Origin of the sequence: Rhodococcus sp. SB1D (genome assembly GCF_048573875.1) — a bacterium.
In the GTDB taxonomy this organism is placed as follows: Bacteria; Actinomycetota; Actinomycetes; order Mycobacteriales; family Mycobacteriaceae; genus Rhodococcus_F; species Rhodococcus_F qingshengii.
The window spans coordinates 917,884-932,956 of the sequence record NZ_JBMAIQ010000001.1 but is presented as its reverse complement, the minus strand read 5'-3'; the positions used below and the strand labels follow the sequence as shown (position 1 = coordinate 932,956).

13 protein-coding genes are annotated in these 15,073 nt (G+C 64.1%); 1 reads left to right on the top strand and 12 read right to left on the bottom strand.

The window, feature by feature from the left end:
* Positions 1-2: 2 nt before the first annotated feature.
* From ACN50D_RS04435 to ACN50D_RS04395, 9 genes are all read right to left on the bottom strand, one after another.
* On the bottom strand, positions 3-512 hold the full coding sequence (locus ACN50D_RS04435; RefSeq protein ID WP_030536425.1) for a shikimate kinase: 510 nt from the start codon (positions 510-512) through the stop codon (positions 3-5).
* Positions 513-525: 13 nt separating this feature from the next.
* Positions 526-1,713: a chorismate synthase gene (gene aroC, locus ACN50D_RS04430; protein ID WP_063316721.1), complete on the bottom strand. Its 1,188-nt coding sequence runs from the start codon at positions 1,711-1,713 to the stop codon at positions 526-528.
* Between the two features lie 111 nt (positions 1,714-1,824).
* Positions 1,825-2,523 (bottom strand): S1 family peptidase, encoded by a 699-nt coding sequence (locus ACN50D_RS04425; protein ID WP_007728030.1) that lies wholly within the window; start codon positions 2,521-2,523, stop codon positions 1,825-1,827.
* A gap of 225 nt (positions 2,524-2,748) precedes the next feature.
* Positions 2,749-3,255 (bottom strand): A24 family peptidase, encoded by a 507-nt coding sequence (locus ACN50D_RS04420; RefSeq protein WP_307850397.1) that lies wholly within the window; start codon positions 3,253-3,255, stop codon positions 2,749-2,751.
* Between the two features lie 197 nt (positions 3,256-3,452).
* On the bottom strand, positions 3,453-4,292 hold the full coding sequence (locus ACN50D_RS04415; protein WP_003944839.1) for a shikimate dehydrogenase: 840 nt from the start codon (positions 4,290-4,292) through the stop codon (positions 3,453-3,455).
* Positions 4,282-5,592 carry an endolytic transglycosylase MltG gene (mltG, locus tag ACN50D_RS04410; protein WP_042445689.1) on the bottom strand — a complete coding sequence of 437 codons (1,311 nt, stop codon included), beginning with the start codon at positions 5,590-5,592 and terminating at the stop codon, positions 4,282-4,284. The genes ACN50D_RS04415 and mltG overlap by 11 nt, the downstream gene beginning before the upstream one ends.
* On the bottom strand, positions 5,589-6,122 hold the full coding sequence (gene ruvX / locus ACN50D_RS04405) for a Holliday junction resolvase RuvX (RefSeq protein ID WP_003944838.1): 534 nt from the start codon (positions 6,120-6,122) through the stop codon (positions 5,589-5,591). Before ruvX ends, mltG begins: the two co-directional genes overlap by 4 nt.
* 2 nt (positions 6,123-6,124) lie before the next feature.
* Positions 6,125-8,797, bottom strand: a complete 2,673-nt coding sequence (gene alaS, locus ACN50D_RS04400) for an alanine--tRNA ligase (protein WP_030536427.1) — start codon at positions 8,795-8,797, stop codon at positions 6,125-6,127.
* 77 nt (positions 8,798-8,874) lie between these two features.
* Positions 8,875-10,314, bottom strand: a complete 1,440-nt coding sequence (locus tag ACN50D_RS04395; protein WP_370852743.1) for a replication-associated recombination protein A — start codon at positions 10,312-10,314, stop codon at positions 8,875-8,877.
* A 96-nt stretch (positions 10,315-10,410) separates the two neighbouring features.
* On the opposite strand from ACN50D_RS04395, the gene ACN50D_RS04390 reads away from it, so the two are divergent.
* A complete protein-coding gene (locus ACN50D_RS04390; protein ID WP_211920206.1) occupies positions 10,411-10,791 on the top strand; it encodes a nuclear transport factor 2 family protein in 381 nt (126 codons plus the stop codon).
* Positions 10,792-10,862: 71 nt separating this feature from the next.
* Here ACN50D_RS04390 and ACN50D_RS04385 read toward each other — a convergent pair whose 3' ends face one another.
* From ACN50D_RS04385 to aspS, 3 genes are all read right to left on the bottom strand, one after another.
* Positions 10,863-12,044, bottom strand: a complete 1,182-nt coding sequence (locus ACN50D_RS04385) for a kinase (protein WP_042448767.1) — start codon at positions 12,042-12,044, stop codon at positions 10,863-10,865.
* A 191-nt stretch (positions 12,045-12,235) separates the two neighbouring features.
* On the bottom strand, positions 12,236-13,201 hold the full coding sequence (locus ACN50D_RS04380) for a DUF389 domain-containing protein (RefSeq protein ID WP_042448764.1): 966 nt from the start codon (positions 13,199-13,201) through the stop codon (positions 12,236-12,238).
* Positions 13,202-13,219: 18 nt separating this feature from the next.
* A complete protein-coding gene (aspS, locus tag ACN50D_RS04375; protein WP_050656336.1) occupies positions 13,220-15,028 on the bottom strand; it encodes an aspartate--tRNA ligase in 1,809 nt (602 codons plus the stop codon).
* Between the last annotated feature and the right edge of the window lie 45 nt (positions 15,029-15,073).

Here is a 15,073-nt window from a genome sequence, read left to right as displayed (position 1 = left end):
GTTCATTTGTCTTGAAGTTTCGACACCAGTTGCCCGACGACACGCGCCGGACTTCGGCCGTCGGTCCGAATCCGAATCGTGGCCGAACGCCGGTACAGCGGACGACGACGCCTCATCAACTCCTGGTACTTGACCTTGGGATCTCCGCCGGCCAGCAGCGGGCGATGATTGTTCGCCCCCGTGCGGCGAAGCCCTTCGGCGACACTGATCTCGAGGTAGATGACCGTGTGCCCCTGGAGCAGTTCGCGCGTGCGATCGGAGAGGATCGCACCACCGCCGAGCGAGACGATTCCGTCGGTGGCCTGCAACGCTTCGCGAACCACCGATTCCTCGATCTCACGAAACCGAGGCTCTCCGTCATGGGTGAAGATCTCCGGGATCGTCCTACCCGTGGTCCGTTCGATCTCGGCGTCGGTATCGACCAATTCGAGTTCGAGTGCCTGCGCGAGACGTCGACCGATGGTCGATTTGCCGGCACCGGGCGGACCGATGAGTACAGCCTTCGGCTTCATCGATACGTGAGTCCTATCGAGGCGGTCGGGCTGCGATGCCCTCGGCGTAACGACGGTAGTTGGCAGTGGTTTCAGCAATGGAATCACCACCGAACTTTTCGAGTGCAGCCTGAGCCACGACAAGCGCGACCATCGACTCGGCGACGACGCCGGCGGCCGGAACCGCGCACACGTCGCTGCGCTGGTGGATGGCAACCGCTTCCTCGCCGCTCTCCATGTCGACCGTCGCCAGAGCGCGCGGAACCGTCGAGATCGGCTTCATCGCGGCGCGAACTCGAAGAGCCTCACCATTGGTCATGCCACCTTCGATTCCGCCTGCGCGGTTCGTGGAGCGCACGATGCCGTCCGGGCCCGGGCGGATTTCGTCGTGAGCTTCGCTGCCACGACGTCGCGCGGTCTCGAAGCCGTCACCGACCTCAACGCCCTTGATGGCCTGAATTCCCATGAGAGCAGCAGCAAGTCGTGAATCGAGACGCTCGGCGCCGCTGACGAAAGTGCCGAGTCCGACCGGCAGGCCGTGGATGACGACCTCCACCACGCCACCGAGGGTGTCGCCGTCCTTCTTCGCCGATTCGATTTCGGCGATCATCGACTCTTCTGCAGCCTTGTCGAATGCGCGGACCGGGCTCGCATCGATCGCGTCGAGATCCTTGCCCGCCGGCACGGGGCCGACGTACGGCTCGGAAGCACCGATGGAAATAACGTGTGAAACGACCTCGGCACCGAATACCTGACGCAGGAAGGACCGTGCGACGGTTCCAGCGGCCACGCGGGCCGCGGTCTCGCGAGCGCTGGCACGCTCGAGGACGGGACGCGCGTCGTTGAAGCCGTACTTGAGCATGCCGCTGTAATCGGCGTGTCCGGGACGCGGGCGCGTCAACGGGGCATTGCGAGCCTGATCGGCGAGCAGGTCCGGGTCGACCGGGTCGGCGGACATGATGGTTTCCCACTTGGGCCACTCGGTGTTGCCGATCTCGATGGCCACGGGGCCACCGAGCGTAAATCCGTGGCGGACACCGCCGATGATGGTGACCTTGTCGGCCTCGAACTTCATCCGTGCGCCACGGCCGTAACCGAGTCGACGACGGGCAAGTTCGGACGAGATGGCCTCAGAGGTCACTTCGACCCCCGCGACCATGCCCTCGAGCATCGCGACGAGGGCGGGACCATGGGATTCTCCGGCAGTTATCCAACGCAGCACGCCGACCATCTTTCCACGTCGCAGACCTCAGTTGTCACAGTGGTCCTCCCGGTGAACACAGATGGCCCACACGCACGAGGCGTGTGGGCCATCTCAGAGGTACCTGTGGGTCTAGAACAGGCGGAATCCTCCACCGTTTGCGTTGATGTCAGCCAAACCGATGTTGATGTCCGCCGAGTTGTCGGGAGCGTGGAACGGCGGCGGAAGCGGCTCGAAGCAGTACGGCGGGTAGCCGTTGCTGATCAAGCCCACCAGGCGGTCACCGACGACGAGCGGTCCACCGGAATCACCGGGAATCGAGCACGTGTGCTCGACGATCTCACCGTAGACGGAGTCGTAACCCCAGGTGATACCGCACGTGTTGCCGGTCGAACGGCCTTCCTTGCACACGATCGTGCCCGGTGCCGGCGGGGCGCCGATTCCGTTGATCGTCGTGCCGCCGACGGTACGCAGCGGAGCTACCTTGGCGTCGTCGAGATCGATCACGGCGATGTCCGAGACCGGACTCGAGTAAGAGAACCGACCGATGGGTCCGGCCTCGGGCAGGTACTCGGCGAACACCCGGTCCCCGACAACTCCGCAGTGTCCGGCGGTGAGTGCCACGAGAGAACCGGCGTTGTCGTAGCCGACCGCGGTCAACGTGCATGCTGCAACTCGGTCAGGATCGGAGTGATCCACGTCCGGCAGCAGGATTCCTGAGCCCCCGCCCAGTGCCACCGATGAAGGTGCAGGCGCGGCGCCGGCGACGCCCGCTCCTGCAGCCACAGCCGCCAAACAGGCTGCCGCAGCGACGAAAAGCCTTGTGCGCATAGGTTCCCCCGATAATCGAGTGCGAAACGAGATTCGTTTTGTCCCATTTCCGAAACCTCAGTGAACGTCAGGGTGTGGACATTCGGCAAGTCCGACTCGCCGCATACTGGGACCGCGCGCTGGCAATACCCGCATTTATGAAACCGACGGTTACGTCTTTCCTGCAGTTCACCGTCCGTCGTTGAACGGTCAATAACGCCAGACTTCTCGCGGATGTTGCACTCGTCACGTCAGCCAGGCAAACGCAATCGAACCGCAGGCTGCCAGGCACATCGAGGGTCCGTGCGCAATGGGCGAATTGTGGGCTACCAGCCCTCGTCTTCGCAGTTCCAGCGCGGTGCCCAGCGTTGCGGTGAGCACCGAGGCAGACACCAACGACCACAGCCAGGCGTCCGCTCCCACCAATCCGGTCACGGCGCCCAGAGGAAGCGAGAGCTTCACATCGCCGACGCCCATGGAACCAGGCGACATCACGTGCGCCAGGAGGTGGATTCCGGCGAGCAGTGCCGACCCCACCACCGCCACCCACACCGTTCCCGACACCGTCGCGTAGACCATCACGACGGCGTAGCCCGGCAGCGTGAAACTGTTGGGCAGCCGACGCACAGCCAGGTCGACAGTCGAGATCGCGACGCACCACCACACCACGGCGAGACCGGAAAATAACTGCACCACCGAGGTATTCAGCGCACCGACGACAACCCAGCCTGTTGCGACGGCGCACTGCGGCACACAACAGAAAGTCACGACTGGTCGATAACCGTGTCGCCGCAACCAATTGTCGACGATCGCCCGAGCTCCGAAGCCAGCGACTACCCCCGAGCCTGCCAAGACCATCAACGTCCACATGGTTTCGAGCTTGGCGTCTGCCGTTCGCCAGCGGCAGACTACGAATCGTCTTGTGGACTACCTCGACACTGTGAACAGACCTAAGCGATAGCGGCTGCCATCGCCTCTCGCGGAGCGGGCTTGCCCGTGAACTGCTCTACCTGCCCGAAGGCCTGATTGAGCAACATCTCAAGGCCACCGATCACCGTGCCATCGGCCGCCTCGACAACCGAAGCAAGTGGCGTCGGCCAGGGGTTGTAGATCGCGTCGAGGACAAATCGCGCCTTCCCCAATTGCTGGGCAAAGGGCGCTGCCGCTTCCGCGGGAACGGTACTGACCAAGACCGAGGATTCGGCGCAGATCCCGCCTAGCCGTGCGTCGTCGAAGGCGACCAGATCAATGTCCAACCCGACCGCGCCGCCGCATTCGATGGCACCGGATGCGCGCCCCGGATCACGCGCGACCACGGTGACTGTCCGAACTCCCATGTCGGCCAACGCGACCAATGCCGGCCGCGCGGTGCCGCCCGCGCCGACAACTACCGCCGAAGTGCCGCTGAGATCGCCGACACCGCCGGCGATCAACGCACCGCTGACTCCGTCGACGTCCGTGCAGTCGGCACGCCAACCGCCGTCGATGCGAACCAGGGTGTTGGCCGAGCCGATGGTCACCGCTCGCGGTGTGCGTTCGGTGGCATATTCGAGTGCTGCGATCTTGCCCGGCATCGTCACCGAGAGGCCGATCCATTCGGGGCCGAGTGAGTCGACGAGGGCAGGCAACTGCTCGCCGGTGCATTCGATCCGCTCGTAGGTCCAATCGCTCAGCCCCAAAGCCGCGTACGCCGCAAGATGCAGCAACGGGGACTTCGAGTGAGCGATCGGGCTTCCGAGAACTGCCGCCTTACGTGGCGTCGCGAGCGAAGTCGCGGTACTACCGTCCACTGTCGAGAATCCCACTTTGCTGTGCCAGTTCGATGTTGGCCAAATGCTCCTCGTAGCTCTTGGTGAAGAGCGTCTGGCCTTCCTTGTTGATTGTGACGAAGTACAACCAGTCACCGGCCGCCGGCGATTCCACGGCCTTCAGCGCGTCGATGCTCGGCGAAGCGATGGGCGTTGCAGGCAGACCCGGCATTGCGTACGTGTTCCACGGCGTGACGCGCTCACGGTCGGCATCCGTGGTTGCGACCTCGGTGGTGTCGAGTGAGTAGTTGACCGTGGAGTCGAACTGCAGAGGCTGATCGACTGCGAGTCGGTTGACGATCACCCGCGCGACCTTGGCCATGTCTGCGGGCAACGCCTCACGCTCGACCAGCGACGCTGCCACCAACAACTGGTACGGAGACATTCCGACCCCGCTGCCGGCTGTCAGAATTCCCGTGGCCTCGTACTTGGCGGCGCTACCCTCGACCAACGACCGCAGGATCTCGGTGGGCGTCGCGGTGGGATCGAAATCCCAACTGCTGGCGGCGATCAGGCCTTCGAGCTGACGGTCCTTGTCCGGCACGCTCTTGACCGACGACATCGCCCATTCGGGCACGCCGAGCGAAGCCAGATCGGAAGATGCTCCCGCAGTGTTCAATTCGTCTGTCGAGACACATTTCTGAGCGGAAACCGGGCCGACACAACTCGCCTCGGAAATGAGGTTGTAGATGCCCTTCTTGAGCGAGCCGGTCTGCGCGTCCGAACTGTCGTGCAGCTGACGCCCTTCGGCGATGACAACACTGCCGACTCGGGAGTCCGGGGCAACCAAGGTGTCGAGTGCGCTCGCGGCGCTACTCTGCACCGGCACCTGGTAGAAGCCGGGTTGCACCTTCTGGATCTCAGACGGATTGGCGATCGCCGCGTTGTAGAAAGCAGCGGAACTCGCGACGACGTTCTTCGCCTCGAGCGTCGCACCGATCTCCGATGCGGTTTCTCCACTGTTGATCTGGATGACCACGGGTGCGCCGCCGGGGCCGGCAAAATCCTCCGCGGTCTTGTTGCGATCCATGTACCAGAGAGCGCCGTATGCACCGACACCGAGGACTGCGATCACCAACACCAGCAGGGCGAGAACGCCGACCTTCTTGCCACGCTTGGCGCGCTTGTTGCGCGCTTCGCGTTGCTTGCGTGCCTCGGCTCGCGACATATGCGGCGGATCGATGTTCTGCGGCAGTGCACGCATGACCATGGTCTCGTCGTTGTCGAAGTCGAACGAACTGGTGGGCCGGCTTCCGCCGCCCTCATCCCACCGCGCGTTCACAGATCGCCCTCCAGTGCAGCGTCCTTCGACGACTCCCCTGGTTTCACAGCTCTACTCCGCTCGTCCAGCCAGCCTTGCAGGATTTCCACCGCCGCAGCCTGATCGATCATCGGTCGCTGGCCGCGTGCCTTGACTCCACTTTCGCGGAGATTGCGCGCAGCCGTGACGGTCGTCAGTCGTTCGTCGGACAGTCTCACCGGGATCGGTTCGACGGCCCGCTGCAGTCGTTTGGCGAATGCAGTCGCGATACCGGCGGCTTTACCTTGCTCACCGCGCAGCGTCTGTGGCAGTCCGACGATAACCTCAACGGCCTCGTATTCGGACACGATGGCGATAATGCGCCGGATATCCGGCGCGTCGGGCCCACGCTCCTTCGAGCGTGGAACCGTTTCCACCGGTGTCGCGAGGATGCCGTCGGGGTCGCTGGACGCGACGCCGATGCGAACACTGCCCACGTCGATGGCGATGCGCCGCCCGCGACCAGGGTCGTCGATGCCGGGGCGATCGGGACCCTGCTGCGTAGCCACCACCGTCAGCTGCCGCCCGCCAGCTCTCCGACTCTGTCCCGGATCGCATCGAGCGCCGCCGGGATTCCGGCGGAGTCCGAACCCGAACCCTGGGCCATGTCGGGCTTTCCGCCGCCGCGGCCGCCGATCTTGGGACCGAACGACGCGACCAGCTCACCGGCCTTCACACCGAGACCTTGAGCTGCCTTGCTCGAGGCGACCACGAACGGAACCTTGCCGTCGACGTCACCGAGCAGAGCTACGACGGCAGGTTCGGAGCCGAGGCGACCCTTGATGTCCGTGACTAGGCTGCGCAGGTCGTTTCCGCCGACTCCGGCGGGAGCAGGCTCGGCGATGACGAGGACACTGCCGATGCGCTTGGCCTTGGCGACGTACTCGCCTGCTGACGCCAGCACTGCCTTGGCCTTTGTCTGTTCGAGTTCCTTCTCGGCCACCTTGAGTCGCTCGACGAGCGCCTCGACGCGGGCGGGCACCTCTTCCGAAGGAACCTTCAGCGAGGAGGAGAGTCCGGCCAGGAGCGCGCGTTCCTTGGCGAGGTAGCGGTAGGAGTCCAAACCGACGTACGCCTCGACGCGTCGGATTCCGGAGCCGACCGACTGTTCACCGAGCAGCGTTACCTGACCGATCTGTGCGGAGCTTCCGACGTGAGTGCCACCGCACAGTTCCATCGAGAACGGGCCGCCGATTTCGACGACGCGAACCTCGTCGCCGTAGTTCTCACCGAAGAGTGCCATCGCACCCATCGCCTTGGCCTTGTCGAGATCCGTGACAAATGTGTTGACCGCGTAGTTCGACGCCACGGCTTCGTTGGTGAGTGCCTCGATGTCCTGCTTCTGGGAGTCGGACAGCGCGCCCTGCCAGGAGAAGTCGAAGCGGAGGTAACCCGGCTTGTTGAGCGAGCCTGCCTGCACCGCGTTGGGGCCGAGCACCTGACGCAGCGCCGCGTGCACCATGTGGGTACCGGAGTGCCCCTGGGTTGCACCCTTGCGCCACTCGGCGTCGACGTGCGCGAGCACGACGTCGCCCTCGGTGATCTCACCCTTCTGCACCGTCACCTTGTGCGTCCAGACCTTCTTGGCGATCTTCTGTACGTCGTTGACCTTGGCTTCGAGGCCCGGCGCGGTGAGCGAACCGATGTCGGCGATCTGTCCACCGGACTCTGCGTAAAGCGGGCTGCGGTCGAGGATGACCTCGACGTCCTGACCGGCCTTCGCGACCGGCACGCGGACACCGTCGACGATCAGTGCGAGGACGTGAGCCTCGGAGACGAGCTCGTCGAAACCGGTGAACTCGGTGGCGCCTCGGTCGAGCAGTTCCTTGTAGACCGTGAGGTCGGCATGGGCGTGCTTGCGCGCTTGAGCGTCGTCCTTGGCGCGCTTGCGCTGCTCGGCCATGAGCGTGCGGAAGCCGTCCTCGTCCACGGTGAGACCGGCCTCGGACGCCATCTCGAGCGTGAGATCGATCGGGAAGCCGTAGGTGTCGTGCAGTGCAAATGCCTGATCGCCGGCGATGACCGACTTTCCGGACGACTTGACCGTCTCGGCAGCATTCTCGAACAGAGCAGAACCCGAAGCCAGCGTCTTGAGGAACGCGGTCTCCTCGCCGACGGCGACGTTCTCGATGCGCGTGAAGTCGGTTTCCAAAACCGGGTACGACGGCGCCATCGTGTCGCGGACGACGACCATGAACTCGCGCATGGTGGGCTGCTCGCTGCCGAGCAGTTTGGCCGAACGCACGATGCGACGCAGCAACCGGCGCAGGACGTAGCCGCGGCCGTAGTTGCCCGGATTTACACCGTCGGCGATCAACATCGCTGCGGTGCGTGCGTGGTCGGCGATGACGCGGAAACGGACATCTGAAGTGTGGTCGGTCCCGTAGACACTGCCGGTCAGTTCGGCGGCCTTGTCGATGACGGGGCGGAGAAGATCTGTCTCGTAGACGTTTTCGACGCCCTGCAGGAGGAACGCAACGCGCTCGACGCCCATGCCGGTGTCGATGTTCTTCTTCGGCAACGGTCCGAGGATCGGGTAGTCGCCCTTGTTGGTGCCCTCGCCGCGCTCGTTCTGCATGAACACGAGGTTCCAGATCTCGATGTAGCGATCCTCGTCGGCTTCGGGGCCACCCTCGACGCCGTATTCGGCGCCGCGGTCGTAGAAGATCTCCGAGCAGGGGCCGCACGGCCCGGGAATGCCCATGGACCAGTAGTTGTCCTTCATGCCGCGGCGCTGGATGCGCTCTTCGGGCACTCCTACCTCGTCGCGCCAGATCGAGAACGCTTCGTCGTCGTCGAGGTAGACGGTGGCCCACAGGCGCGTGGGATCGATGCCGTATCCGCCGTCCTCGACCGAACCTGTCAGCAACTGCCAGGCGTGGGAGATGGCTTCCTTCTTGAAGTAGTCACCGAAGGAGAAGTTGCCCGCCATCTGGAAGAAGGTGTTGTGGCGGGTGGTGATGCCGACCTCTTCGATGTCCAGGGTGCGGACGCACTTCTGCACGGACGTCGCCCGTGAGTAGGACGGCGTCTGCTGCCCGAGGAAGAACGGCACGAACGGAACCATGCCCGCGTTGACGAACAGAAGGTTCGGGTCGTCGAGAATCAGCGAGGCGCTGGGCACCTCGGTGTGGCCGGCCTTGACGAAGTGGTCGAGGAATCGCCTGCGGATCTCGTGGGTTTGCACTAACCGGTCCTTACCTTCAAGAGCGTCGAGCTATGGGTGTCCAGACTAACGCGTCGGCCGGTGGAACCTGGCAGGCGTCAGCCACGAACTATTCGGCGAAGTTTGCTCACCCGATCGGCGATCTCCCGCTCGTTGCCGTGCGCGGTGGGCTGGTAATAGTCGACACCCACCAGATCGTCCGGTGGATACTGTTGCCGCAGAACACCATCACGTGTGTCGTGCGGGTACTTGTATCCGACTGCGTTGCCCAATTGCTCGGCGCCCTTGTAGTGCCCGTCACGCAGGTGCGGCGGTACCAGTCCGGATTTTCCGGCGGCCACGTCGGCCATGGCCGCGCCGAGTGCGGCGATGACCGCACCCGATTTGGGAGCCGTCGCCAGATGAATGGTGGCCTGTGCCAGCGCCAGACGAGCCTCCGGCATACCGATCAGCTGCACTGCCTGCGCCGCGGCGGTGGCAGTCTGCAGCGCCATCGGATCAGCCATGCCGATGTCTTCGCTGGCGTGAACCACCAGACGCCGTGCGATGAAGCGAGGGTCTTCGCCCGCGGTCAGCATCCGTGCGAGGTAGTGCAGGGCGGCGTCGACGTCTGATCCACGAATGCTCTTGATGAATGCACTGATGACGTCGTAGTGCTGATCTCCGGCACGGTCGTACCGAACCGCGGCCTTGTCGACACTGGCCTCGACGGTCGCGAGGTCGAGCACCACCGGGCCCGAAGCGTCACCTGCGGTGTCCAGTGCAGCCCCGGCGGCAGCCTCGAGTGCCGTCAGGGCTCGGCGGGCGTCGCCGGCCGCCAGACGAACGAGGTGTTCCATCGCGTCGTCGTCGATAGTGATCGCTCCGCCGAACCCGCGTTCGTCGGCGACAGCGCGCTCGAGCAGTTCCTGGACATCCGCAGCGGTGAGCGATTGCAGTTGCAGGACCAACGAGCGCGACAACAGAGCGGAGACGACCGAGAACGACGGGTTCTCGGTGGTCGCGCCGACCAAGAGCACGATGCGGTTCTCGACCGCGGCCAGCAAGGCGTCCTGTTGGGTCTTGGAGAAGCGATGAACTTCGTCGATGAACAAGACGGTTTGTTCGCCGTTCAGCAGGCGGCGGCGCGCGAGTTCGATGACGCCGCGGACTTCTTTGACTCCGGCGGACAGAGCCGACAGAGCCTCGAACCGGCGGCCGGTAGCACCCGAGATCAACGATGCGAGCGTGGTCTTGCCGGTGCCGGGAGGTCCGTACAGAAGTACCGATGCGGCGCCGGACCCCTCGACCATTCTGCGGAGTGGCGCGCCGGGCCCGAGTAAGTGCTGTTGACCGACAACTTCACCAAGAGTGAGCGGACGCATGCGGACAGCCAGAGGAGCTCCGGGCGGCACCGAGGACAGGGCGCGCTCGGCTACAGACACGACATCTGGTTCGTCGACGATCGCGGATTCCTCCGGAGTTGCCTCGAACAGGCCGTCTTCCGCCACCACGCCGTCTTTCGCCCCCACACTGTCTTCCGCTTGCCAATCGCTCACGAATCGACGCTACTAGAGACCACCGACGCCCGACACAATCCGCTGTTCCGCCAGCCCTCACCCAGTCGTGAATCCGCATTGGATAGCGTTGTCGCCATGAGCACCTCCGAGATCGCCACCGTCCTCGCGTGGCACGATGCACTCAACTCCCAAGACGTCGACACTCTGCTGCAGTTGTCGAGTGACGACATCGAGGTAGGCGGCCCCAAGGGCGCGAGCCAGGGACTCGCTGCCCTGCGCGAGTGGGCCACCAACGCCGGCATCACGCTCGTCCCCGGAAAGATGTACGTCCACCACGGCGTGGTCGTCGTCGAACAGACCGCAACGTGGGCGACCGAACCGGACAAGTCCGCGACCCTGGCCTCTGCTTTCCGAGTCGTGGCCGACCAGGTGACGTCGACGTTCCGGCATCCCGATCTGGCGACGGCGCTCGCGGCGACGGACCTGTCCGAGAACGATCTGGTCTCCGACAACTGAGCGGACTCGACCGAGAAAGGGCGCTCGTGCTTCGTGCACGGGCGCCCTTCCGTGTGTGATCGGTCAGGGCCTCAGCTGAACTCGGTCCGCAGCGCCGCCACGACGTCGCGGGCGTGTGCCTCGACGGCGTCGTTGCCGGCGAGCTGAGCCGAGCGTGCGAGCCTGGCCCAGCGTCCGACCAGTGCGTCGGCGCGTGGAATCGAGAGATAATGTTCGCGGACGGCGGCGATACGCGAATGATCCTCGGGCAGGTACAGATAGGTACTGAGCCAGACCCAGATGAGTTGGGCCTCGACGATCCTGCGCCCCAATTCGGCCTCGTCGGCCAGGGCGGGCCACATCCCCACTACCTCGGCCCGCCAGGCATCGACCATCGCCGACGCCCGCTCTTCGGTCAGGTCGATGTTGCACAGGCAGCCGGGAAAAGACACCAACGCGTAGGTGATGTCGAGGAGAGCGTCGCGGTAGCCACCCCACTCGTAGTCGAGGAACTGCACGCCGTCGTCGTTGACGATGATGTTGTCGGGGCACAGGTCCGACGGACTGAAGGCACGGAACCGACCGCCACTGAACAGTGTCTGCGCGTGCTGAACCTGCTCGAGAATGTCCGAACTCACATCGATGCCGAGACTTTCCACCAGCATCGCGGGAACACCGGCCACTGCGCGTCCCACCTGATCCGCAACTTCATCGGAGCAATGGGCAACCTCGGCTCGACGCAGCAGTGCGGTGAAGTCGTCCTCCCGGCCGACGGTCGCGGCGTGCATGCGTCCCATTGCCTGAGCCATGGCCATCAACGTGTAAGTGACGGTGTCCGGGTCGGAGTCTTCGAGTCGGACGCTGATTGCGGTGGCGTCGCCGAGATCACTCAGGATCAGGAGGCGAGCATCGAGGTCGGACGCCAACAGTTCGGCGCCGGGGCGTGCGTCCTTGGCAAGCGCGTTGGCGAACTGATACGACACCGCTTCACGAAGGAATGCGGTCTCGACGTCGAAGTCACCTTCGGACGCGGCCGGGAGCGCAATCGCTGTTTTGGTAGCTCCCTGGAAGTTGTCGCGGACCTGCTTGATCACCAAAGTTCGGGGCAGGGAGAACGGGTTCTCGGCGACACGAACGCGCAGCACGACGGTGCGGCCACTCCCCCCGAGATCTACGGGATCCACCAGGGTTACGGGTGCCCCTGTGCGGCGTGTCAGCAACTGCTCAGCAGCTGCGACGACTTCGGAAACGGGGTCTGCCAGTAATGCGGTCATCACCGACCAACTTACCCGTTAGTGACTCCGATCATGCCCAGCTCGTCCGCTCGCAGCGGAGAATTCAAGGCCTCACAGCAACAGAAATTGCCGACTACCTGCGGCGATGACAAAAGTCCCCAATCGCCACACCGGCACACAGTTCTCTCGAGAATTTTGCTGTCGGTGAGCAGAACTCCGAACCGGCGACGTCATGGAGTCTTGTCCTCGTCGACAAATCGAGAAATGCCTTTCAACGCTGCTTCGAATTCCTCGTCGGCCCGGGTTCTGAGCCAGAGAACAAGCACGCAGGCAGTGACGATCCCGAGCAGGTTGACAGCCAGTTGCAGAGACGACAACCCGGCGATCCGCCATTCTCCGTTTGCTGCCGCAACCACCGCGAAACCGGCGGCAGGAACCGTGGTGACAGAGATGAACACCCCGACCAAGGCAGCGGACTTCGACGAGACGAGTGCCAGCATCCCAGCCGCACCGGCAAGAAGCGCGACGACAAACGAAATGGGCCCGACCTTGTATACGAAATCGACCTCGTGGAGTGACTCGAGACTGACGACGTCCATCCATCCGAAGAACTTCACCACGAACGTTGCGGCAAGCGTCACGCCCATCGCGATGGGGAATCCGACGGCAAGCGCGAGAATCGAACGTCGACGCAACCGTCGATCTCGCCGTACGAGTGCGACTGCCAAAGCAGCCAGCGGACCGAACTCCGGACCGACGACCATGGCGCCGACGATCGTGATCTGAGAGTCGGTGACGACGCCGATCGCGGCCAGCAGACACGCAATGGTCAGGAACGCGACGAACAATCCGTTGAGAGTCGACTCTTCGCGAGTGCGGGACAGCAATTCCTCCCACACGACGGAATCCGCGGGATCACCAGGCACGTCACGCTCGGCTTTGCGCGCCGACGCCGACAACACCGTCTCGACCGGTACGAGCGTCATTCCGCCGTCTTCGGCGACGCCGAGTTCGTTCAGGGCATCGACGACGTCGTTTGCCGCCTCACGGGCGACGTCGGCCTCCACCATGTCGCCGGCAGGATGAACCGCGACATCGCGCATCACGACGATGTGTGTCGCGCCCCGCTGCGACGCGAGCGCACCGAGAACTTGCTCGGTGCGCTCGGTCGGGCAGATCACCCGCAAATGCAGCATGGCGATCCGGTGTCGGCTCTACTTGGCTTCGCCGGTGTCGCCTTCGGACTTCTTGTCCTCTGACTTCTTCTCGGGCTTCGCGTCGATACCCGATTCCTTGCGCTGCTGAGCCGAGATCGGTGCCGGAGCATCCGTCAGCGGGTCGACGCCGCCGCCGGACTTCGGGAACGCGATGACCTCACGGATGGAATCCATGCCGGCGAGGAGCGCGGTGATGCGGTCCCAGCCGAATGCGATTCCGCCGTGCGGCGGCGCACCGAAGGCGAAGGCGTCGAGGAGGAAGCCGAACTGCTCCTGCGCCTCGTCCTCGGAGATACCCATCACCTTGAACACTCGTTCCTGAATGTCCTTGCGGTGGATACGAATACTGCCGCCGCCGATCTCGTTGCCGTTGCAGACGATGTCGTACGCGTAGGCGAGAGCGGAATCCGGATCGGTGTCGAACGTGTCGAAGAACTCCGGCTTCGGCGACGTGAACGCGTGGTGCACGGCGGTCCACGCGGAGTGGCCGAGAGCGACGTCACCGGATGCAGTGGCGTCGGCGGTCGGCTCGAACATCGGAGCGTCGACGATCCACACGAAGGCCCACGCGTCAGGATCGATGAGGTCCTTCTTGCGGGCGATCTCACCACGGGCAGCGCCGAGGAGGGCGCGCATCGGCTTCGTTGCACCAGCTGCGAAGAAGACGCAGTCTCCCGGCTGAGCTCCGACGTGGGCGGCCAGGCCCTCACGCTCGGCGTCGGTCAGGTTCTTGGCAACAGGTCCACCGAGAGTGCCGTCTTCACCGACCAACACGTACGCCAGACCCTTGGCCCCACGCTGCTTGGCCCATTCCTGCCAGGCGTCGAGTTGCTTGCGCGGCTGGCTTGCACCGCCGGGCATCACAACGGCGCCGACGTACTCCGCCTGGAACACGCGGAACGTCGTGTCCTTGAAGAAGTCCATGCACTCGACGAGTTCGATGTCGAAACGCAGGTCCGGCTTGTCGCTGCCGTAACGACGCATTGCCTCGGTGTAGGTCATGCGGTCGATCGGCGTCTTGATCTCGTGGCCGACGAGCTTCCAGAGCGCCGTGAGGATTTCCTCGGCGAGCAGGATGATGTCGTCCTGGTTGACGAAAGCCATCTCGATGTCGAGCTGAGTGAACTCGGGCTGGCGATCGGCGCGGAAATCCTCGTCGCGGTAGCAACGTGCGATCTGGTAGTAGCGCTCGATGCCGCCGACCATGAGGAGCTGCTTGAACAGCTGCGGGCTCTGCGGCAGTGCGTAGAAGCTACCGGGCTGAAGGCGCGACGGCACCAGGAAGTCACGGGCACCCTCGGGCGTCGAGCGCGTGAGCGTCGGAGTCTCGACCTCGACGAACTCGTGATGCGCGAGAACGCCGCGCGCTGCAGCACTTACCTTGGAGCGCAAGCGAATTGCGGAGCCGGGGCCTTCACGACGCAGGTCGAGGTAGCGGTACTTGAGGCGCGCTTCTTCGCCGACCTGATCGTCGAGCTGGAACGGCAGCGGTGCGCTTTCGTTGAGAACCTCGAGTTCTGTGGCGTTGACCTCGATCGCTCCGGTGGGGATCTCGAAGTTCTGGTTGCCCTCGGGGCGAACCTCGACCGTTCCGGTCACGCGAACGCAGTATTCCGCGCGCAGACGGTGCGCCTGCTCGGCCACGTCACCTGCCCGGAAAACTACCTGCGCAACTCCGGATGCATCACGGAGATCGATGAAGATCACTCCGCCGTGATCACGACGCCTGGCTACCCAACCGGTGAGCGTTACGGTCTGCTCTGCCTGCTCGGGTCGCAATGAACCGGCGAGATGTGTGCGCAGCACGGGATTCCTTTCGAACTACTTCCAATAACCGACGACCGACTACTT